We start from the raw sequence: 20,549 nt of genomic DNA, 5'->3' as shown, positions 1-20,549 counted from the left end.
TCGCCGAAATTCCTCACCTGTGAGCAGCGGTCAGTGTAGTTGTTGGCGGGTGCCGGTGGTTGTTCGGCGCAGGGTTTCCGCGGCGGCGTGGTGATCGCGTAGCCGGTAGGACTCACCGTCGAGGTTGATGACTACGGAGCGGTGCAGCAGGCGGTCGAGCATGGCGGCGGCCACGGTGGTCAGGATACGGGCGCGGCATGACGGTCAGCCTTTCGTACAGGCCGCCAGTTAGTCACCGAATCTGGAACCCAGACGGTGGGTCAGGTCAAGATGTCACCCATCCGTGCAGCAGACCCAAGTATGGCGCCGGCCAGCTAGGCGCGCTGCGGGTGACTGAGCTTCCGACGTCGCGGGCCAACGCGCACATTCAGGGCGTGGCGGCAACGACAACGTCTCAGGCCGGCTATCTGCGGATAATTCTGCGCGGGATGTTCTCGTTGGCCGTGCGCTTTGACGTCCTGGCGGTGAATCCGATCGTGGAGACCAAGACCGCGAAGCTGCACAGGAAGCCAGCCCGCGCGATGACACCCGCCGAGTTCGAGCGAGTGCGGGCCGCGGTCGACGCGTACGCAAGCCGCGAGGGGCATGGCGGCCCGAAGCCCGGCCGACTGCTGCCGGCGTTCATCGAAGTGCTGGCCGCGACCGGCGCACACCCGAGTCAGGTGCTGGCATTGCGGTGGTCAGATGTCGATCTGCTCGCGGACCCCCCGACTGTGACAATCTCGGGCACCCTGGTCGACCACCAACGGATCCCAGGCAAGGGGCTGCACCGCCAGGAAGCCCGCAAGGGCGACGCTCCGGAGCATACCGTGGTGCTGCCCCAGTTCGGCGTGGAGGCCTTCACGGTACTCCTGGGCGAGACGGCCCGTCCGGGCCGGTGTTCGCCAACAGGGAGGGCGGCTGGATGTCGCTTTGCAATCTGCGGCGGGCGCTACGGACCGCGCTGCCCGCAGATCTTCGGTGGGTCACACCGCACTCGTTTCGCCGCACGGTGGCCACCGTGGTCCGCGACGACCTGGGCCGGCGTTAGCGCAGCAGCAACTGAGCCACTCGAAGCTGGCCACCACCGAAGCGCATTACCTGCAGCGTCACATTCGCGGCCCGGATGTGCGGAACACGCTGGACAGATTCGCGTCGGGGAAAGTGGCGGCTGAAAGTATCAGGAAAGTATCAGGTGGACCGGGTTCTCATGGGTCCAGCGGTTCTGTGTAGCTGCATTTCCGCTGGTAGATGGAGCCGCCTAGGAGAATCGAACTCCTGACCTATTCATTACGAGTGAATCGCTCTACCGACTGAGCTAAGGCGGCGGTGCCCTGTCGCGGGCGGGACGAGTCTACGTGGCTACCGTAGCTCCTGCCCAATCGTGGCCACCATGGCGTCGACGGCGAACTTGGGCTTGACGTTGATCGCCAGCGCCTCGCGGCATTCCAGCACGGCCTCCGCACAGCGCAGCAACCGCTCGGGGCTGGCGTGCGCGGCCAGCGAACCCACTCGCTCAGCCATGTCGGGATGGTTGGGCCGCACCGACCCGGCGCCGGCCGAGACCAGCACCGCATCCCGGAAATACGAGGCCAGGTCCATCAAGGCCCGGTCCAGAGCATCGCGTGAGGCGCGGGTGTGCCGAGACTTCTGCCGTCGCTCCAGGTCCTTGATCGCCCCGGCGGAGCCACGGATCGCGCCGGCGGCGCCTTTGCCGGTCCCGCCCGCCCCCAGCGCCGTACGCAGTTCCTCGGTCTCGGCTTCGGCGCGCTCGGCGGTCAGGGCGACGGCTTCTGCTTCGGCGGCGGCCACCAACTCCTCGGCGGCGGCGTAGGCCCCCGACCGTCGGGCGGCGTCGCGGACCAACTCCAGCGCCTGCTGTCGCCGCGTGCGGGCGTCGGGGTCGGTGGCGAGCCGCCGTGCCCGCCCCACGTGGCCGCCGCTGACCGACGCCGCCCAGTTCGCGGTCGCGGCATCGAGGCCGTCGCCTCCGATCAGCACCTGGGCGATGGCCTCGGTCGACGGGGTCACCAGCGCGACGTGCCGGCACCGGGAGCGCAGCGTGATCGCGATGTCCTCCGGATCCACCGAGGGGGCGCACAGCAGGAATACCGTGGACGGGGGCGGCTCTTCGACGACCTTGAGCAGCGCGTTGGCGGCACCCTCGGTCAATCGGTCGGCATCTTCGATCACCACGATCTGGTGGTGCCCGGTCGTCGGTCGCCGCGACGCGATCTGCACGATCGCGCGCATCTCGTCCACACCGATCGACAGGCCTTCCGGAATCACCCGCCGCACGTCGGCGTGGGTGCCCGCCATCGTCGTCGTACAGGCTCGGCAGTCGCCGCACCCCGGATCTGCCGAGGAGGTGCACTGCAGCGCCGCCGCGAAGCACAAGGCGGCCACTGAACGGCCGGAACCCGGCGGACCGGTGATCAGCCAGGCATGTGTCATAGTCCCGGCTCGCTGGCCTGCGTGACCCTGATCACCCTGGACAGTACGTCGGGCAGCCCGGGCAGCAGCCAGCAGCTCGTCCTCCACTACTTGCTGGCCTACCAGCCGCGTAAACACGCCCGTCATGATCGGCAACAGTAGTGAGCACCCCCGACAGATACCGATCAGCATCCGTTTCGCGACAGTTTCGTGACCTTCGGCCATCATCTGCCCACGTCGGACGACTTGCCGAAGCAATTTTTGGTTACCGGCCTGTCCCCGCTGACCGATACGGTAGTTGCGTGACCACGGCCGCAAGCTTCCCCAGGCGAATCAGCGCATTCGCCCGCTGGGTGATACGTACGCCGTGGCCGGTGTTCTCGCTGAGCATGCTGCAGGCCGACATCATCGGCGGCCTGTTCGTGCTCGGCTTCCTGCGCTACGGCCTGCCGCCCCGCGACCGCATCCAGCTGCAGGACCTGCCGCCGACGAACGTCACGATCTTCATCTGCTCGGTGGTGTTCCTGTTCCTCGCGGGATTCGCCTGGAACCTCAAGTTGCTGGTGCCGGTCTTCCGTTGGCAGCGCCGCGACAACCTGCTCGTCGAAGCCGACCCGTCCACTTCCGAATTGGCCCGCACCCGCGCCCTGCGGATGCCGTTCTACCGCACCCTGATCAGCGCGGGATCCTGGGCCGTCGGCAGCGTGGTGTTCGTCATCGCGAGCTGGTCGGTGGCCCGCCACGCCGCGCCGGTGGTGATGGTCGCCAACGCCCTGGGCGCCACCGCCACCGGAATCATCGGCTACCTGCAGTCCGAGCGGGTGTTGCGGCCGGTGGCGGTCGCCGCGCTGCGCAGCGGCGTGCCGGAGAACGTCCGGGCCCCCGGCGTCATCCTGCGCCTGATGCTCACCTGGGTGCTCTCCACCGCGGTGCCGCTGCTGGCGATCATCCTGGCCGTGGTGTCGGACAAGATATCGCTGCTGCACGCGTCGGCGGAGAGCCTGTTCAATCCGATCCTGCTGCTGGCGCTGGCGGCGCTGGCCATCGGGGCCGCCAGCACGCTGCTGGTCTCGATGTCGATCGCCGACCCGTTGCGCCAGCTGCGCTGGGCCCTGTCGGAGGTGCAGCGCGGCAACTACAACGCGCACATGCAGATCTACGATGCCAGCGAACTGGGGCTGCTGCAGGCCGGGTTCAACGACATGGTCCGCGACCTATCCGAGCGGCAGCGGCTGCGCGACCTGTTCGGTCGCTACGTGGGTGAGGACGTGGCACGCCGGGCACTCGAGCGCGGCACCGAGCTGGGCGGCCAGGAACGCGACGTCGCGGTCCTGTTCGTGGATCTGGTCGGCTCCACCCAGCTGGCCGCGACGCGACCGCCGGCCGAGGTGGTGCACCTGCTCAACGAGTTCTTCCGGGTTGTGGTCGAGACCGTCGGGCGGTACGGCGGATTCGTCAACAAGTTCCAGGGCGACGCCGCGCTGGCGATCTTCGGTGCGCCGATCGAACACCCCGACGGCGCCGGCGCAGCGCTGGCCGCGGCGCGCGCGCTGCACGACGAGCTCATCCCGGTGCTGGGATCTGCCGAATTCGGCATCGGGGTGTCCGCCGGCCGGGCCATCGCCGGCCACATCGGCGCCCAGGCCCGCTTCGAGTACACCGTCATCGGCGACCCGGTCAACGAGGCCGCCCGTCTTACCGAACTGGCCAAGCTGGAAGAAGGCCACGTGCTGGCGTCGGCGATCGCGGTAAGCGGCGCCCTGGATGCCGAGGCACTGTGCTGGGACGTGGGCGAGGTGGTCGAACTGCGCGGCCGCATCGCCCCCACGCAGTTGGCGCGTCCACTGAATCTGGCCGGGCTGGATCAGGTTTCGCCGCAAACCGAGCAGGTCGCCACGCAGGCGACCCCGTAACGGCCGGCGACTAAGTGCGCTTGGCGGCGCGCTTGGCCGGTGCCTTCTTGGCGGCCGACGTCGCCTTGCGTGCCGTCTTCTTCGCGGTCCGCTTCACCGGACCGCGGGCCCGCCGGTCGGCCAGCAATTCAGCGGCGCGCTCGTCGGTGATGGACATGACGTCGTCACCCTTGCGCAGGCTGGCGTTGGTCTCCCCGTCGGTGACGTAGGGGCCGAATCGGCCGTCCTTGATCACCATCGGCTTGCCCGACGCCGGGTCGGCGCCCAGCTCGCGCAGCGGCGGGGCCGAAGCAGCTTGGCGCCCGGACCGTTTCGGCTCGGAGTAGATCTTCAGCGCCTCGTCGAGGGTGATGGTGAACATCTGGTCCTCGGTGGTCAGCGATCGAGAGTCGGTGCCGCGCTTGAGGTATGGGCCGTACCGCCCGTTCTGCGCGGTGATCTCCTCGCCGGACGCCGGGTCCACCCCGACCACCCGCGGCAGCGACAGCAACTTCAGCGCGTCCTCGAGCGTCACCGTCTGCAGGTCCATGCTGCGCAGCAGCGAACCCGTCCGCGGCTTGGGACCCGTCGGCTTCTTGCCCTTCTTGGCCGGCGCGGCGTCGCCGTCGTCGTCCGGCGACTTCGGCAGGATCTCGGTCACGTAAGGCCCGTAGCGGCCGTCCTTGGCCACGATCTCGTGTCCCGTCTGCGGGTCCACGCCCAGCACCCGCCCCTCCTGCGGAGTGGCGAAAAGTTCTTCTGCCACATCCAGAGTCAGCTCGTCGGGAGTCAGCGAGTCGTTCAAGTTGGCCCGTTGCGGCGTCGGTTCGCCGTCGTCACCGGTCACCGTGCGTTCCAGGTACGGACCGTTCTTGCCGACCCGGACATACACCGGACGCCCCTGCGCGTCGTCGAACACCTTGATGGAGTTGACTTCTCGGGCGTCGATGCCTTCCAGGTTGACACCGACCAGTTTCTTCAGGCCGCCGGCGCGGGCCACCGAGTCGGGCACGCCGTGTTCGCCGCCGAAGTAGAAGTTGTTGAGCCAGTTGGTGCGTCGCTCGCTGCCCGAGGCGATGGCGTCGAGTTCGTCCTCCATCGCCGCGGTGAAGTCATAGTCCACCAGACGACCGAAATGTTGTTCCAACAGCCCGATTACGGCGAACGCCACCCAGGACGGCACCAGGGCGCTGCCCTTCTTGTACACGTAACCGCGGTCCTGGATGGTCTTGATGATCGAGGAGTACGTGGACGGACGGCCGATGCCCAGCTCCTCCAGCGCCTTGACCAGCGAGGCCTCGGTGTAGCGCGCGGGCGGGTTGGTGGAGTGCCCGTCCGGGGTCAGCTCGACGGCGTCCAACCGCTGGCCCGGGGTGAGTTGCGGCAGCCGACGTTCGGCATCGTCGGCCTCGCCGCCGGCCAATTCGTCGACGGTCTCCACGTATGCCTTGAGGAAGCCCGGGAACGTCAGGGTGCGCCCGGAGGCCGAGAAGATCACGTCCCGTTCTCCGGACCGGCCCTCGATGCGCAGGCTCAGCGTGGTGCCGCGCGCGTCGGCCATCTGCGATGCCACCGTGCGCTGCCAGATCAGCTCGTACAGCCGGAATTCGTCGCCGTCGAGTTCGCGGCGCACCGCATCGGGTGTGGCGAATGTCTCACCGGCCGGCCGGATCGCCTCGTGTGCCTCCTGGGCGTTCTTCACCTTGCGGGTGTACTGGCGCGGCGACGGCGACACGTATTCCTCGCCGTAGAGCTGGCGTGCCTGGTTGCGCGCGGCGCCGATAGCCGACTCCGACAGCGTCGTGGAGTCGGTCCGCATATAAGTGATGTAGCCGTTCTCGTAGAGCCGCTGCGCAATGCTCATGGTGCGCTCCGAGGAGAACCGCAATTTGCGGCCCGCCTCCTGCTGCAGCGTCGAGGTCATGAACGGGGGATACGGCCGCCGGGTGTAGGGCTTTTCCTCCACCGACGCCACGGCCAGCTGGGCGCCCTGCAGTCCGGTGGCGATCGCGGTGGCGCCCGCTTCGTCCAGGACGGTGACCTCGTCGGCCTTGCGGAGTTGGCCCAGCGAGTCGAAGTCGCGACCGGTAGCCACGCGCAGACCGTCGACGCTGGTCAGACGCGCCGCGAAGGTCGGCGGCTGCGCCTTGGGGTCCGACACGCTGGCGTCCAGCTTGGCCAGGATGTCCCAGTAGGAAGCGCTGCGGAACGCCATCCGGTCGCGTTCGCGCTGGACGATGATGCGGGTGGCCACCGATTGCACGCGGCCGGCGGAGAGTTTGGGCGCCACTTTCTTCCACAACACCGGGCTGACCTCGTAGCCGTACAGCCGGTCCAGGATGCGGCGGGTCTCCTGAGCGTCGACCAGGTCGATGTCCAGGTCGCGCGGGTTCGCAGCGGCCTCGAGAATGGCCGGCTCGGTGATCTCGTGGAAAACCATCCGTTTGACCGGGACGCGCGGCTTCAGGGTCTCCATCAGATGCCAGGCGATGGCCTCGCCCTCGCGGTCGCCATCCGTGGCCAGGTAGAGCTCATCGACGTCTTTGAGCAGGCCCTTCAGCTCGGTGACGGTGCTCTTCTTCTCCGGACTGATGATGTACAGCGGCTCGAAGTCGGCATCGACGTTGACCCCGAGACGGGCCCACGGCTCGGACTTGAACTTCGCCGGCACGTCAGCGGCGGCGCGCGGCAGGTCGCGGATATGCCCCCGCGAGGATTCGACGATGTAGTTGGATCCCAGGTAACCGGCGAGTTTGCGCGCTTTGGTGGGCGACTCGACGATCACCAATCGCCGGGTGCTCCCGTTCCTGCCGCTGCTAGCCCTCCGGTCAGCCACCTGCGCCTACGCTCCATCTCCTGTGTCGGTTCCCTGGCGGAACCGCCTTCGCGGGGAAGAATGACAGGTCGGCGCCCTGAAATTCCCGATAATCCGGTCCGTTGAGGCTCGCCGCCGTCCGTTCGCCCCCGCGGGCAACTGCCAATTTCGCACCAATAGGCGCGCCCGCGCAAACCGACCGGCTCTCCGCCGTGCCCCGGCAACCCGTCAAACGCGCGGCCACTGGCCGGCCGCCTCGGGGTCGTCAGGAGCTTCTCCGACGTTCTCTACCAGGCGCGATAGCCTGCGACGGCCACTGATCCGAAGCGCCGGGCGGGCTCCCCGGGTGCCGATCAGGGTTGGTGCGATCCCGACCCGCATCAGCGCCGACGCCAGCGGCGAATGTGTGTCCGGCGCGTGCGGATCCAGCCCGAGCAGGTAACGGTCGGCATCCGGTGCGCCGGCCGCCAGGATCCACGCCCGCAACTCCCGCGGGCCGGGCACCCAGCGCGGTGGCACGGTCTTGACCGCGCCGCGCGTCCACTCGGTGGCGATACTGCACAGCCGGGCATCCACCGCCGTCCGGACCAGCGGGTGGTTTTCGTCGGTCCGGGTGATCTCGGGGACCAACCCGGCCTCGGTGATCATGTCCGCCAGGGCGGCGGCCCGCCACGACTGCTCGACCACCACTGACAACCTGGCACCCGTGCCGACCATGACGATCTGACCGGGGGCAGCCAGCAGCCCGCACAAATCTTCGACCGCGGGCGGCACCGATTCCGCGGCGAAGAAGGAAAGCTGGCTCACGCCACAGACAGTAGGCCAGCCGGGGAGTCGGCGGCGGCTCCGCGCGCGGCGCGGCGGCACCGTGCTACGACGGCGGGGGGACGTGGGACGCAAGGCCCCGATGAAACGAAAACCCCCCGGCGGTTTCCGCGAGTGCGGGGCTGCGCCGGGGGGCTACGTCAGAATCTGCTCGGATTAAACGGAGCGGACTCCGGTGGCCTGGGGGCCCTTAGGGCTATGGCCGATCTCAAATTCGACCTTCTGGTTCTCTTCGAGGGTGCGGAAGCCCGTCCCCTGGATTTCCGTGTAGTGGACAAAGACGTCAGCGGATCCATCTTCGGGGGCGATGAAGCCGAACCCCTTCTCCGCGTTGAACCACTTCACAGTTCCCTGTGGCATTTCTCGATATTTCCTTCTCTTCTGGGTGCAGGGCACCGCTGTTCGGGTGCCCCGGGCCCGCTGCGACCGCCATACCTTCTCGGAGTCGCCGGAATTTCACCCGACAGATAACCTCGCAGGAACCGCGACCGCAACGTCGATCCTGCGAAAGTTTTACACGAACACAGAAGCTGCGACCGCACCCAGTCAACCACGTTCGTCGCGTCGGCGACAGCCTGAAGTCAGCGCAGGTCGCCCAATTTACGTCTGCGTCACCCGCGGACCCCGGGAGCGCACCACTACGACCCAGAAAGGCACGCGATGGCGAGCTTCGGCAGCGAACTGCTTGCCGCCGCCCTCGCCGGCACCGCAGCCGGCGAACATCCGCTGCGTCACGTCGCCGAATTGCCACCGCGACCGGGGCGTCCCGGGGCCTGGCCGCACTGGGCGCCGCCCGACGTGGTGCGTGCATTCACCGACCGCGGCATCCGCGCACCCTGGTCACATCAGGTGCAGGCCGCCGAACTGGCCCACGAGGGTCGTCACGTGGTGGTGAGCACTGGTACCGCGTCGGGCAAGTCGCTGGCCTACCAGCTGCCGGTGCTCAGCGCGCTGGCAACCGACCCCCGCGCGCGGGTGCTGTACCTGTCGCCGACCAAGGCGCTGGGTCATGACCAGTTGCGGGTAGCGCACGCCCTGACGGCAGCCGTGCCCGCTCTGGCCGATGTCGCACCCACCGCCTACGACGGCGACACCGCCGCCGAAGTGCGCCGCTTCGCCCGGGAGCGCTCGCGGTGGCTGTTCTCCAATCCCGACATGATCCACCTGTCGATCCTGCGCAACCACCCCCGGTGGGCGGTGCTGCTGCGCGGTCTGCGCTTCCTGATCGTCGACGAATGCCACTACTACCGCGGTGTTTTCGGCTCGAATGTGGCGATGGTGCTGCGCCGGTTGCTCCGCCTCTGCGCGCGCTATTCGTCGTATCCGACCGTGATCTTCGCCAGTGCGACCACCGACTCTCCCGGCACGACGGCCACCGAACTGATCGGTCAGCACGTCGTCGAAGTGCTCGACGACGGATCACCCCAGGGCGGCCGCACGGTGGCGTTGTGGGAGCCGGCGTTGCGCACCGACCTGCTCGGCGAGCACGGCGCCCCGGTGCGCGGGTCGGCGGGCGCCGAGGCGGCGCGGGTGATGGGCGACCTGATCGTGGAGGGAGCGCAGACGCTGACTTTCGTGCGTTCCCGCCGGGGTGCCGAGCTGACGGCGTTGGGAGCCCGGGCCCGGTTGGAAGAGGTCGCCCCGGAGCTGTCGTCGCTGGTGGCGTCCTACCGCGCCGGGTATCTGGCCGAGGACCGCAGCGCGCTGGAACAGGCCCTGGCCGACGGTCGACTGCGGGGACTGGCCACCACCAACGCACTCGAACTCGGTGTCGACATCGCCGGTCTGGACGCGGTGGTGCTGGCCGGGTTCCCGGGCACCGTCGCGTCGTTCTGGCAGCAGGCCGGCCGGTCGGGACGGCGCGGTCAGGGCGCACTGGTGGTGCTGGTGGCCCGCGACGATCCGCTGGACACCTACCTCGTCCACCATCCGGCCGCGCTGCTGGGCAAGCCCGTCGAACGGGTCGTGATCGACCCCACCAATCCCTACATTCTGGGTCCTCAACTACTCTGTGCTGCAACGGAACTGCCACTCGAAGAAGCCGAGGTCCGGTCGATGGACGCGGTGCGGGTGGCCGACGGACTGGTCGACGACGGACTGCTGAAACGCCGGGGCGGCAGGTACTTTCCCGCACCGGGCGTCGAACCCCATGGGGCCGTGGACATCCGCGGTTCCATCGGCGGCCAGATCGTGATCGTCGAAGCCGACACCGGACGTCTGCTGGGCAGCACCGGCGTGGGACAGGCGCCGGCCTCGATCCATCCCGGAGCGGTCTACCTGCATCAGGGTGAGAGCTACGTCGTCGACTCGCTGGACCTCGAGGACGGCATCGCGTTGGTGCATGCAGAGGACCCCGGCTATGCGACGTTCGCCCGGGAGATCACCGATATCGCGGTCACCGGATACGGCGAGCGGTCCGCGTTCGGTGCGGTCACCCTCGGTCTGGTGCCGGTGACGGTGACCCACCAGGTGGTCGGATACCTACGTCGACGGATCGACGGCGAAGTGATCGACTTCGTCGAACTCAGCATGCCGCAGAGTTCGTTGCCGACGGTCTCGGTGATGTACACCGTCGAGCCGGAAGCGTTGGAGGCGAACGGGATTGACCTCAGCAGGACACCCGGTGCGCTGCACGCCGCCGAGCACGCCGCGATCGGCCTGCTGCCCCTGGTAGCCAGTTGCGACCGCGGTGACATCGGCGGGCTGTCCACCGCGGTCGGTCCCGACGGGCTGCCGACGGTGTTCGTTTACGACGGCCATCCGGGCGGGGCGGGCTTCGCCGAACGCGGCTTTCACCGGGCGGCCACCTGGCTGGGTGCCACCGCCGCGGCCATCGAAGCCTGCGAATGCCCCAGCGGATGTCCGTCGTGTGTGCAGTCGCCCAAATGCGGCAACGGCAACGACCCGTTGGACAAGGCCGGCGCCGTGCTGGTGCTGCAAATGGTGCTGGCGGCGTTGGACGGTGGGGCCGCCCGGGCGGTGGGGTGAATCGGCCGCTGGGCCGCTTTGCGACACAGCCGGAAAGAATTGCTTTTCGATTCGGCGAAATGACCTTACAGTGCATTTATCCATTGCACGGTGATGGCGATCAGACACTGGCCGAGTCTGTCGACAATCGAGTCGGAGGTGTCGCATGTCTCATGTCAACGCGGCGCCCGGCACCATAGGCAGCACGGCCACCAACCTGGCCGGCATCGGTGCCACGATCAGCAGGGCCAACGCCGTGGCGGCGGCCCCGACGACGGGTCTGGTGGCCTCGGCCCGGGATCAGGTATCGGCCGCGGTTGCCGCGTTCTTCAACGGGCACGCGCAGGGATACCAGACGCTCGGCGCTCAGGCGGAGGCGTTCCACCAGGACTTTGTGCAGTTGCTCCGATCCGGTGCGGGCGCGTATGCGGCCGCGGAGTCCGACAACGTCGCCGCCACCGGCAGCACCGTTGCCGAGCCTGCCGTCACCACGAAACGCGAATCCGTCGGCCGCTCCGACAACCACGCCGCCGGCCACCGTCCGGAGGTCGCCGGCAGCACGATGGAGGGCAACCGCGGATCGGGCGCGCCCCCCGGCGGTGAGTCGAGAAGTGCGGCGACCGGTCTGATCGGTGTCGGCGCAGCGGGCCGAGTCGGGGTTCCGACCGGCGAGTCGGGCGGTCGTGCCACCCGGTGGCTGTCCGGTGCCGAGGCGGGCCGCCCCAGGATCGCCGGCCCCGCGCTCAGCGCCCGAAAGTCCGACAGCTCTCCGCTGTCGTCACCCAGCGGGTTGTCCGCACGACAACTCGCCGGACCGGTCGCCGACAGACCCCGTGGCGGCGCCACCGTGGTGATCCTCAACTCCCGCGGCGGCGGCAGCGGCGGCATGGCCCATGGTTGCCGGACGAGCATGGCCAGTCGCGGTTCCGGTGGAGCCGGAGGGGTCTATTGCCCGCCTGTTCCGACACCGCAATCGAGGGCAACCAATCGGCCCTAGGCCGAGGATCATCAAAAGGATTGCTGTGCAATCCCGGTGACTAATCCGTTGGACGGGCGACCGACCCCTCGACGGTCGACCTCCACGGATCCACTATTCGACGGTCTGCCAACACAAATCCGTCCACTCTGCTGAAACTCCAGCGCAGCAGAAACCTACCTGGCGTGAAGCCTCAATTGCAACACGACAAGCACCCATTTTACGAAGTCTATTCAGACAAACCCGTCAGACGGTATGACAAACAAGTTGGCAATAAACCGAGATATGTTGCAGGGGCGTGAAATACCTACCCGCGCACTCAACTGACCGCCGGTCATAGAACGACCGTTGCGTGACGACCGGGATGCGCCGGGGCTGCGGGACAACGGTTTTGACGTCGTCGTCAGCATGACGGGCGCCGCGCGGTACGGGTAGACCCACGCCCCGCGGGCGCACACTGTATCCGCTTTTGCTGCAACACTATTACGCAGCAAACGCAACGATGGCTCCCGGCCGGCGCCACCCCCCGGCGGTGTCCGTGGCCGATCACCGGATCAGTAAACTGCGCCTATGGGCCACGACTGGTTGCTCGTGGAGACGCTGGGAGACGAGCCCGCCGTCGTAGCGCAGGGGCGTCAACTCAAGAACCTCGTCCCGATCACCTCGTTCCTGCGGCGCAGCCCGTATCTCGCGTCGATCAAGACGGCGATCGCCGAGTCGGTGCAGACCGGCCAGGCCCTCAGCAGCATCACCCCCAAGAGTGACCGCGTCATCCGCACCGAACCGGTGGTGATGTCGGACGGCCGAATTCACGGGGTGCACGTGTGGAGCGGCCCGATCGACGAGGAACCGCCCGAGCGACCAATGCCGGGGCCGCTGAAATGGGACCTCACCCGCGGCGTGGCTACCGACACTCCCGAATCACTGGCCAACAGCGGCAAGAACCCCGAGGCCGAGGTCACCTACGGCAGGGCATTCGCCGAGGATCTGCCGTCTCGCGAGCTCAACCCCAACGAAACCAAGGTCCTGGCCATGGCGATCCGGGCTGAGCCGGGTCAAACGCTGTGCAGCACTTGGGATCTCACCGATTGGCAGGGCAATCCGATCAGGATCGGGTTCACCGCGCGCAGTGCGATCGAACCCGGACCTGACGGCCGTGATCATCTGGTGGCGCGGGCGATGAACTGGCGGGCAGAGCGCAAAGGTCCAGCGGTGGCCACCGACGACCTGGCGCAGCGGATCCTCAAGGGCCTCGCGCAGGCCGGTGTCCATCGCGCCCTCGTCGACCTCAAGACCTGGACCCTGCTCAAATGGCTGGACGACCCCGCTCCGTTCTACGACTGGCGCGGCAACGAGGACGACCGGCAACGCGTCCATCCGGACGACGAGGGTCTGGTGGCCGCCATGACAACGGAATTCGCCGAGGGTGCGACCAGTCGGGTGCTGCGACTGCCCGGCACCGACACCGACTGGGTGCCGGTGCATGTCACCGTCAACCGGGTCGAGATCGAGCCGGACACCTTCGCCGGGCTCCTCTCGCTGCGGTTGCCGACCGACGGCGAGATCGCCGACGCAGACTTTCCGCCGGCGTAGCCGCCGGAGCGGCAGCAAGGTATCCGAGCCGCTCGGCTCAACCGACCGGCCCGGCCCGCGCCGAGGCCCGTGCGGTGCCGGCGTGCGCGACCGGCACCTGGACCTCGACGATCACGTCAAGACCGTCCACCCGGCATCCGGCGGTGGCAACGCCCATCGCCCGGGCCACCGCCGCGGCCCGGGCACAGGCCGCGGATGCGCCCTGCGGCACCTGTGCAGCCCCCGCCAGGGCGGCCAGGTCGGCGCCGGCCTGGGCGCGATGCCGGGCCACCACGACACAGCCCAGCCAGGCACCCGCCGCAGTCACGCAGAGCAGCGCCGCGATGATTGCAACCGCAAGCACCGTGGCGGCGCCGTCCTCACCCCGGTTCAGTCGCCGACACCGCCCGGGCCGCAATATCAAGGTGCGGCAACAGCTTTGAATGCGCGACCACGGTGGCAACCAGCAGATCGCCATCCCGGCGCACCGCGACCCGAGCCCCCGGCGGCGCGATGCTTCGGGCCACCTCGACAGCGCCCGGGTCGCCGCGCGCCGCCAGCCGGGCAGCCTCGCGGGCCGCATCGACGCAGCGCACCTGCATCGACACCGCGGTGATCGCGGCCAGGCACAACACCAGGACCACCACCAGGGCCGCGATCGCCAACGCGGCCTCGACGGTGCTCGAACCGGCACTGGCGACTAGACGTTGGTGCTCAGCGCGCGACCGATGATGTGGTTCAGCGCCGACACGACCGAGTCGCCGGTGACGACGGTGTAGAGGATGGCGCCGAACGCCGCCGCCGCGATGGTGCCGATCGCATACTCGACGGTGGACATGCCGGACTCGTCCACAACCAACAGCGTCATGCGCGCCCTGAACAGACGAAATATATTGAACATCAACCATTTCCCTTCTCACAACAGACCTGATTGCAGAACACCGCCGGCCAACCCGGCCACCACCGGGATGATGCCCAGGCACACGAAGGCCGGCAGAAAACACAGGCCCAGCGGACCGGCGATCAGTACCCCGGCCCGCTCGGCGGCCGCGCCGGCCGCATGCGCGGCATCGTGGCGGGTCTGGGCAGCCAGTTCGGCCAGACCGTCGGCAAGCGCTGCACCTGATGCCGCCGATCGCCGCGCCAACCGCAGCAGGCCATCCACCTGCGTATCCGGTGCCCGGCCAGCCGGAGCCGACCAGGCGACGCCGGCGTCAGCGCCCAGCGCCAGCAGGTCGGCGGCCCGCCGCAGCACCGCAGCAAGGCGAGGCGGCGCGGATCCGGCGGTGGCGGACGCTGCCGTCGACACCGCCATGCCGGCCGTCAGGCATACCGCGAGCACGTCCAAGGTGGATGCCGCCCCCAGCGGATCCGGCCCGCCCGACGCGCGGGGCGGCGACTGCGCCGCGTGGGCAGCCAACCCGGCCCGATGACGTGCCGCCGCAGGTCCCGCCCCGCACCACAGGGCGGCGGCCAGCAAGAGCGCGGCGCTAGTCATGACGGAGTCACCCGATCGGTGATCCGATCCGACCACCACAGCCCGGTGCAGATCAGCGTGGTACCGACAAGCAGGAACCACCCCCCGGGCGCGGAGCACAGAAACGTCAACGGCCGCGCCCCGATCAGTTGCCCGAGCGCCACGCCGAGCACCGGCAGCCCGGCCAGAATGACCGCAGTGGCGCGCGCACCGGCCAGGCCCGCACCCACCTTTGCCGAAAACCGTTGCCGCTCAGTGATATCGCGTTGCGCGGCCCGCATCAGCCCGGCGATAGCCAGGCCGTGTTCACTGGCCAGCTGCCAGCACACCGCGATGCGTTCCCAATGGGCAGGCATTGCCGACGTGTGCGCGGCCGCGCGTAGGCCGGCCGGCACGTCGGCACCCATCCTGGCCCGCGCCGCGACGCCCCGCAGCGCGACCGACACTGCGCCGCCGGTTTCCCCGGCGGCGGCCTCGAAGGCCCGCACCGGGTGGGCACCCACCCGGAGTTCGCCGACCAGGACCTCGAGGGCGGCTTCCAGCGCCGCGCCCTCTGCCATCGCACTGCGGGCGTTGCGTCGACGCCGGTACCGCACCCCCGTCGTAGCCCCGACCACAGCCAGCGCGGCGGCTACCGTCACCGGCAAAACCGTCGCAGCCAGCATGAACACGCAGCCGCACAACCAACCGACACCGCGGGCAGTGACCGCGAATCGACGGTGGACGGCACCCTCCGCCCTGAGACGACGCCGCGGCGAGCCGGGCGCCACCAGCAAGGCCATCGCCAACAGCAGAGCGGCGAGCTGCCAACCCGTCATGGCCGCGCCCCGGCCGGCAACAACGCGAGCAGATCCGCTGCGGGAGCGGCCATCCCGTGATCGGCGTGCCACGCCGGCACCGCGTGCACCCGCCCGTCCCCGGCCTGCCGTAGCGTGGCGATCTCGACCAGCCGGCGTCGTCCGGACCGGTCGCGCGAGACATGCAACAGCACCCGCACGGCCGCGGCGAGCTGGGTGTGCAGCGCGGCCCGGTCCAGCCCGCCGAGCGCGCCGAGCGCCTCCAGCCGGGCCGGTACCTCACCCGGGCTGTTGGCATGCACGGTGCCCGCACCGCCTTCGTGTCCGGTGTTCAGCGCGGCCAGCAGGTCGACCACTTCGGCGCCTCTGACCTCTCCGACCACGATCCGGTCCGGGCGCATGCGCAGCGCCTGGCGGACGAGTTGGCGCACGGTCACCTCACCGACACCTTCGACGTTGGCCCGCCGCGCGACCAGCTTCACCAGATGTGGGTGTGCCGGCGCCAACTCGGCGGCATCCTCGACGCACACGATCCGCTCGGCCGGTGAGACCGCGCCGAGCATCGCGGCCAACAGCGTCGTCTTGCCGGCCCCGGTGCCACCGCACACCAGGAACGCCAGCCGGGCGGCGATGATCCCGGCCACCAGCTCGGCGGCTACGGGGGTCAACGCCCCGGCGGCGGCCAGCGCCGCGAGATCCTGCGTTGCCGGCCGCAACACCCGCAGGGACAGGCAGGTACCGCCCGCCGCCACCGGCGGCAACACCGCGTGCAGGCGCACCGCGAACCCGCGTGCGCCGATCCCGGCCAGCTGTCCGTCCACCCACGGCTGGGCATCGTCGAGCCGCTGGCCGGCCGCCAGCGCCAGCCGTTGCGCCAACCGCCGCACCGCCGCCTCGTCGGGAAACCGAATATTGCTGCGTCGCAATGCGTTTCCATCATCAACCCACACCGAGTCGGGCGCGGTCACCATGACATCGGTGGTGCCGTCGGCGCACAGCAATGGTTCCAGGATGCCGGCGCCGGTCAGTTCGGTCTGCAGCAGCCGCAGGTTCGCCAGCACCTCGGTGTCGCCGAGAATGCCGCCGGACTCGGCGCGAATCGCCGCGGCCACCACGTTGGGCCGCAGCGGTCCCGACTCGGTTGCCAGCCGTTCCCGGACGCGTTCGATCAGCGGGCCGTTCATGCCGCGCGGCCGTCCAGCGTCGTTCGGCCGCTTGCCAACACGCCGACGACGCGGCGCGCCGCCGCCGCCAACGCCGATCGCCGCCCCAGCCGCAGCCCGGCGTGCTCCAGTCGTTCGGCGAGGTGCGGTTCGGCACGCATCGATGCCAGCAACGGCACGCCCGCGATCTCGGCGACCTCGGCCGCACGCAACCCCCCTGGGGACGGACCGCGCACCACCGCGCCGACATTCGGATTGATCGCGGCCAGCACCGGCGCGATCGTGGCAGTGGCTGCGCAAGCCCGCACATCACACCGGCTGACCAGCACCACCAGATCGGCGGCGGCCAGTGCGACGTGGCTGGCCTCGGACAGACGCCGCGGCAGGTCGCACACCACGGTGACTCCGCCGCGGCGGCCGGCTTCGGCGATCGCCTCCACCGGTGCGGCGTCCAGCTCGCGGCCGTGCCGGGTGCCGGACAGGACACTGATCTCGCGGCGCCGCGGCAGCACGTCCCGCACCGCCGACCAGTTCAGCCGACCACCCTGCAGCGCCAGGTCGGGCCACCGCAGCCCCGGCGACGCCTCGTCGCCCATCAACAGGTCGATGCCGCCACCCCACGGATCCAGGTCGAGTAGCAGCGACTCTCCGGCGACCTCCGCGACGGCGGCGGCGAACAGCGATGCCCCCGCCCCGCCGCAGCCGCCGACGACCGCAAGGACCTGGCCACGCCGCCTGACATCACGCGCCGATTCGGCCGCTTCCGCCAGTGCGCACACCAGGTCCGCTTCCTGCTCGGGCATCCGCAGCACCTGCTCGGCGCCGACGGCGACGGCGGCCGCCCAGGTCGCCGTGCCGGACTCAGCACCGGTCAACACGCTCACGTGGGCGCGACGGGGCAGCGCGGACTGCGCACAGCACTGCGCTGCGTCCGAATCGAGCACCACCGCGGCCGCGGCCAGCCACGTTTTCCTGCTCACCGGGGTGTGGGCACCGGTATGCACCACCCGCGCGCCGACGGCGGCGCCGACGCGATCCAGCTCCTCGCGCAGATGCGAATCGGTCAGCATCGCCAGCACGCCGGAGCCGGCGGTGCGCGGGGAATTGGTCACCCTTCTACGCTGGCGCGCCACCGGTATTGCCCGCCAGTGCCGAAGGCCAATTTGTGGAGAAAGTCCGGTCTGTGTACAAATGTTCGCTGAATGGCGCGACTTCGCGACCAAGCGCTATTTCGGCAATGGTCGACAAACGGGTTCTGAGACCCGTAGCGGTGAATTTCTTACCCCAGAAAAGGGACGACCCCCGCCAGGGGGGGAGGAGGCGAGGGTCGTCGTGTATCAGCCCCGGGGGGTCGGGCTGATACACCCTCGGCTCACGGCCGAGTAATGCTTACTATACACATGCCAGCCGGGCTTCACGCAAGTACTCAACCAACCGAAAGTGCCGCCTGAGCCGTGAAAACACCGACCGGAGAAAGACACCCTTCGTATTCGTGCGCTCAATTCGGGCCGGAGATCACGGGTTTGCCGCATCCCGGACCTATGCTGGATCGGTGACCGTCCCCGACCCGGCCGCGCAGCAGCAAGTCTCGCCGCAAATACCGGGACCGACAGTGCCGGGCCTGCGCACCGCCGCTTTCTTCGATTTGGACAAGACCATCATCGCCAAGTCGAGCACGCTGGCGTTCAGCAAACCCTTCTTTGCGCAGGGGCTGCTTAACCGTCGTGCCGTTTTGAAGTCCAGCTACGCGCAATTCATCTTCCTGCTCTCCGGGGCAGATCATGACCAGATGGACCGAATGCGAGCTCACCTGGCCAATATGTGCATCGGGTGGGACGTCGAACAGGTCAAGTCGATCGTCAGCGAGACGCTGCACGACATCGTGACGCCGCTGGTGTTCGCCGAGGCCGCCGATCTGATCGCTGCGCACAAATTGTGTGGCCGTGACGTCGTGGTGGTATCGGCATCGGGTGAGGAGATCGTCGCGCCGATCGCCCGTGCCCTGGGCGCCACGCATGCCATGGCGACCCGGATGGTGGTCGAGGATGGCAAGTACACCGGCGAGATCGCGTTCTACTGCTACGGCGAAGGCAAGGTCCAAGCGATCCGCGAGCTGGCCGTGCGCGAGGGGTATCCGCTGGAGCACTGCTACGCGTACTCCGACTCGATCACCGACCTGCCGATGCTGGAGATCGTCGGCCACCCGTCGGTCGTCAACCCTGACCGCGGGTTGCGCAGGGAGGCCCTGGACCGCGGCTGGCCGGTGTTGTCGTTCTCCCGGCCGGTCTCGTTGCGCGACCGGATCCCGGCGCCGTCGGGTGCCGCGATCGCGACGACGGCCGCGGTGGGTGTCACCGCGGTGGCTGCCGGCGCCGTCACCTACGCGCTGTTGCGGCGCTTCGCGTTCTAGTCTCCGGCGACAGGCGCCGACGGACGTCGCCCCAGCTTTCCCAAACGCCACGGCAGCAAACACTTTTCGCGCACGAGCCGAATCCGTTGCGCAACTTTGAGGCGTCAGCCCCTTGCTGTGCCAGTGCTCTAGTAGTACAAAGGAGACACGGCAGCCCGGTGAGGCCAAGGTCGATCCGGAAGAGAAGGTTCGATCTCCCGACCCGGGCACCCAGCACGGTTCCCGGCACCCACGCGGAGTCATAGCCGCGATAATGGCAGAAGTGTTGCGGGCCTGCGTAATTGCGAAGATGGAATGCCGCGACGGCCCTTTGGGTGGGGCTGCAGCAGGAAGTGTCGCAAACGCGCCGAGGCCACCCACGCAGCCCACATAATGCACGCTTGGTAACCGAGAACCGTGTTGGCGGGCGGCGATTCGAAATCTTCGTGTCGCCGCCCGCTTCGCATTTGTCGCAGGGTTATTTCGGCGGGCCGCCGGTTACTGATTCAGCAATCATCAGCGCCTCCTGCGCACCGGCTCTCATCGCCCGGCAACACAGCACCAACCACGCCGCGACTCCGTCGGGCGAGCCCGAGGCGAACTTCAGCGCGGCGTCCCGGTACGCGGCGGACTGCCGCATCCAGTTCACCTCCGGCACTCCCAGCCCGTGCGGATCGAGCCCCCGTGCGATCGTCACCAACCGCGACACCGCGCGGGCCACCACCCCGTCACCGCTGCCGAATGGCTTGAGCGTCAACAACTCCCCGTGCGCCACCGCAGCAACTACGGCCGCCGATGCTGCTGTCGGGCGAGTCACCAGGTCGGCCAGCAACTCGAGGCGCGGACCGATCTCCGGATCGGTCCGCGGCCGGCCGAGCCGGTCGGCGTCGACCTGGTCGGCGGCGGCAAGCATGTGCAATCGGGCCAGTGCCTGCAGCGGCGCCTTCTGCCAGACCGCGATCAGCGGGCCGCTGCCACCTTCCAGCGCCTGGGCCACCCGCAGCGCACCGCCGAACACGGGATCACTGACGCCACCGTGCTGGGTGGCGGCCTCCGCCACGTCGTCCAGGCGCACCGGCCCGCCGTCGAGCACCGACGACGCCCGTGCCGCGCGCAACGACGCCTCGGCGGCGGTCACCGGCCAGCCGCGCAGGTTGGCCCGGTGCCGGTGCGCCCGACCCAGCGCCTCACGCGCCCGGTCGCTGGCTTCGGCGACACCGGGCAGGTCCATCAGCGGAGCCAGCGGGTCGGTCACAGAGAGCCA

Annotated in this window: 17 protein-coding genes, 1 tRNA gene and 2 pseudogenes; 6 read left to right on the top strand and 14 right to left on the bottom strand. The window is 69.0% G+C overall.

The genetic code is table 11. The features are described from left to right. Window positions 1-30 precede the first annotated feature (30 nt). Window positions 31-180: pseudogene (locus tag AC5Y6Y_RS17430) on the bottom strand (ATP-binding protein); the annotation flags it as partial. Window positions 181-299: 119 nt separating this feature from the next. On the opposite strand from AC5Y6Y_RS17430, the pseudogene AC5Y6Y_RS17425 reads away from it, so the two are divergent. Then, a pseudogene (locus tag AC5Y6Y_RS17425) lies at window positions 300-1,212 on the top strand (tyrosine-type recombinase/integrase); the annotation flags it as partial. Window positions 1,213-1,231: 19 nt separating this feature from the next. On the opposite strand, the gene AC5Y6Y_RS17420 reads toward AC5Y6Y_RS17425, so the two are convergent. Continuing rightward, window positions 1,232-1,307 (bottom strand) — tRNA-Thr (locus AC5Y6Y_RS17420). Window positions 1,308-1,341: 34 nt separating this feature from the next. Beyond that, on the bottom strand, window positions 1,342-2,559 hold the full coding sequence (locus AC5Y6Y_RS17415) for a DNA polymerase III subunit delta' (protein WP_473139882.1): 1,218 nt from the start codon (window positions 2,557-2,559) through the stop codon (window positions 1,342-1,344). Between the two features lie 110 nt (window positions 2,560-2,669). Here AC5Y6Y_RS17415 and AC5Y6Y_RS17410 point away from each other — a divergent pair, with 110 nt between their 5' ends. Continuing rightward, on the top strand, window positions 2,670-4,325 hold the full coding sequence (locus AC5Y6Y_RS17410; protein ID WP_473139916.1) for an adenylate/guanylate cyclase domain-containing protein: 1,656 nt from the start codon (window positions 2,670-2,672) through the stop codon (window positions 4,323-4,325). Between the two features lie 10 nt (window positions 4,326-4,335). Here the strand turns inward: AC5Y6Y_RS17410 and topA are convergent, their stop codons facing one another. The 3 genes from topA to cspA form a co-directional block, all read right to left on the bottom strand. Further along, the gene (gene topA, locus AC5Y6Y_RS17405; protein ID WP_463828525.1) at window positions 4,336-7,140 is read right to left on the bottom strand and encodes a type I DNA topoisomerase; all 2,805 of its coding nucleotides are present in this window, start codon (window positions 7,138-7,140) and stop codon (window positions 4,336-4,338) included. Window positions 7,141-7,347: 207 nt separating this feature from the next. Further along, entirely contained in the window at window positions 7,348-7,926 is a 579-nt protein-coding gene (locus tag AC5Y6Y_RS17400) for a hypothetical protein (protein ID WP_473139883.1), read from the bottom strand. Between the two features lie 174 nt (window positions 7,927-8,100). Next, entirely contained in the window at window positions 8,101-8,304 is a 204-nt protein-coding gene (cspA, locus tag AC5Y6Y_RS17395; protein ID WP_036363014.1) for a cold shock protein CspA, read from the bottom strand. 300 nt (window positions 8,305-8,604) lie between these two features. Here cspA and AC5Y6Y_RS17390 point away from each other — a divergent pair, with 300 nt between their 5' ends. The 3 genes from AC5Y6Y_RS17390 (at window position 8,605) to AC5Y6Y_RS17380 (ending at window position 13,480) form a co-directional block, all read left to right on the top strand. Beyond that, window positions 8,605-10,932 carry a DEAD/DEAH box helicase gene (locus AC5Y6Y_RS17390; RefSeq protein WP_473139884.1) on the top strand — a complete coding sequence of 776 codons (2,328 nt, stop codon included), beginning with the start codon at window positions 8,605-8,607 and terminating at the stop codon, window positions 10,930-10,932. Between the two features lie 145 nt (window positions 10,933-11,077). Further along, window positions 11,078-11,908, top strand: coding sequence for a PE family protein (locus tag AC5Y6Y_RS17385; RefSeq protein ID WP_473139885.1), 831 nt, complete (start codon window positions 11,078-11,080; stop codon window positions 11,906-11,908). Between the two features lie 549 nt (window positions 11,909-12,457). Beyond that, on the top strand, window positions 12,458-13,480 hold the full coding sequence (locus AC5Y6Y_RS17380) for a PAS domain-containing protein (protein WP_473139886.1): 1,023 nt from the start codon (window positions 12,458-12,460) through the stop codon (window positions 13,478-13,480). Window positions 13,481-13,517: 37 nt separating this feature from the next. Here the strand turns inward: AC5Y6Y_RS17380 and AC5Y6Y_RS17375 are convergent, their stop codons facing one another. From AC5Y6Y_RS17375 to ssd, 7 genes are read right to left on the bottom strand one after another with little or no spacing between them, the layout of a single operon-like run. Next, the gene (locus AC5Y6Y_RS17375) at window positions 13,518-13,823 is read right to left on the bottom strand and encodes an Rv3654c family TadE-like protein (protein WP_463828520.1); all 306 of its coding nucleotides are present in this window, start codon (window positions 13,821-13,823) and stop codon (window positions 13,518-13,520) included. A 16-nt stretch (window positions 13,824-13,839) separates the two neighbouring features. Further along, window positions 13,840-14,124, bottom strand: a complete 285-nt coding sequence (locus AC5Y6Y_RS17370) for a TadE family type IV pilus minor pilin (RefSeq protein WP_463828519.1) — start codon at window positions 14,122-14,124, stop codon at window positions 13,840-13,842. 35 nt (window positions 14,125-14,159) lie between these two features. After that, complete coding sequence (locus AC5Y6Y_RS17365) at window positions 14,160-14,360, bottom strand: DUF4244 domain-containing protein (RefSeq protein ID WP_463828518.1); 201 nt, start codon at window positions 14,358-14,360, stop codon at window positions 14,160-14,162. Window positions 14,361-14,375: 15 nt separating this feature from the next. Continuing rightward, on the bottom strand, window positions 14,376-14,957 hold the full coding sequence (locus tag AC5Y6Y_RS17360) for a type II secretion system F family protein (protein ID WP_473139887.1): 582 nt from the start codon (window positions 14,955-14,957) through the stop codon (window positions 14,376-14,378). Then, on the bottom strand, window positions 14,954-15,754 hold the full coding sequence (locus AC5Y6Y_RS17355; RefSeq protein ID WP_473139888.1) for a type II secretion system F family protein: 801 nt from the start codon (window positions 15,752-15,754) through the stop codon (window positions 14,954-14,956). The genes AC5Y6Y_RS17360 and AC5Y6Y_RS17355 overlap by 4 nt, the downstream gene beginning before the upstream one ends. Continuing rightward, complete coding sequence (locus AC5Y6Y_RS17350) at window positions 15,751-16,917, bottom strand: TadA family conjugal transfer-associated ATPase (RefSeq protein ID WP_473139889.1); 1,167 nt, start codon at window positions 16,915-16,917, stop codon at window positions 15,751-15,753. Before AC5Y6Y_RS17350 ends, AC5Y6Y_RS17355 begins: the two co-directional genes overlap by 4 nt. Continuing rightward, window positions 16,914-17,966: a septum site-determining protein Ssd gene (gene ssd, locus AC5Y6Y_RS17345; RefSeq protein WP_463828774.1), complete on the bottom strand. Its 1,053-nt coding sequence runs from the start codon at window positions 17,964-17,966 to the stop codon at window positions 16,914-16,916. Before ssd ends, AC5Y6Y_RS17350 begins: the two co-directional genes overlap by 4 nt. Window positions 17,967-18,448: 482 nt before the next feature. Here ssd and AC5Y6Y_RS17340 point away from each other — a divergent pair, with 482 nt between their 5' ends. Continuing rightward, on the top strand, window positions 18,449-19,306 hold the full coding sequence (locus AC5Y6Y_RS17340) for an HAD-IB family hydrolase (RefSeq protein WP_463828765.1): 858 nt from the start codon (window positions 18,449-18,451) through the stop codon (window positions 19,304-19,306). A gap of 457 nt (window positions 19,307-19,763) precedes the next feature. Here AC5Y6Y_RS17340 and AC5Y6Y_RS17335 read toward each other — a convergent pair whose 3' ends face one another. Next, window positions 19,764-20,516 carry a Fic family protein gene (locus AC5Y6Y_RS17335; protein ID WP_463828773.1) on the bottom strand — a complete coding sequence of 251 codons (753 nt, stop codon included), beginning with the start codon at window positions 20,514-20,516 and terminating at the stop codon, window positions 19,764-19,766. Window positions 20,517-20,549 lie beyond the last annotated feature (33 nt).

The sequence above is a fragment of the Mycobacterium sp. NGS24 genome, assembly GCF_059813065.1.
This window is presented reverse-complemented; position numbering and strand designations above follow the sequence as displayed.

Coding starts and splice junctions, on each gene's coding strand:
- AC5Y6Y_RS17415 (WP_473139882.1), bottom strand. CDS start 2,559: ATGACGGGCGTGTTTACGCGGCTGGTAGGCCAGCAAGTAGTGGAGGAC.
- cspA (WP_036363014.1), bottom strand. CDS start 8,304: ATGCCACAGGGAACTGTGAAGTGGTTCAACGCGGAGAAGGGGTTCGGC.
- AC5Y6Y_RS17390 (WP_473139884.1), top strand. CDS start 8,605: ATGGCGAGCTTCGGCAGCGAACTGCTTGCCGCCGCCCTCGCCGGCACC.
- AC5Y6Y_RS17385 (WP_473139885.1), top strand. CDS start 11,078: ATGTCTCATGTCAACGCGGCGCCCGGCACCATAGGCAGCACGGCCACC.
- AC5Y6Y_RS17380 (WP_473139886.1), top strand. CDS start 12,458: ATGGGCCACGACTGGTTGCTCGTGGAGACGCTGGGAGACGAGCCCGCC.
- AC5Y6Y_RS17365 (WP_463828518.1), bottom strand. CDS start 14,360: ATGTTCAATATATTTCGTCTGTTCAGGGCGCGCATGACGCTGTTGGTT.
- AC5Y6Y_RS17360 (WP_473139887.1), bottom strand. CDS start 14,957: ATGACTAGCGCCGCGCTCTTGCTGGCCGCCGCCCTGTGGTGCGGGGCG.
- AC5Y6Y_RS17355 (WP_473139888.1), bottom strand. CDS start 15,754: ATGACGGGTTGGCAGCTCGCCGCTCTGCTGTTGGCGATGGCCTTGCTG.
- AC5Y6Y_RS17350 (WP_473139889.1), bottom strand. CDS start 16,917: ATGAACGGCCCGCTGATCGAACGCGTCCGGGAACGGCTGGCAACCGAG.
- ssd (WP_463828774.1), bottom strand. CDS start 17,966: ATGCTGACCGATTCGCATCTGCGCGAGGAGCTGGATCGCGTCGGCGCC.
- AC5Y6Y_RS17335 (WP_463828773.1), bottom strand. CDS start 20,516: ATGGACCTGCCCGGTGTCGCCGAAGCCAGCGACCGGGCGCGTGAGGCG.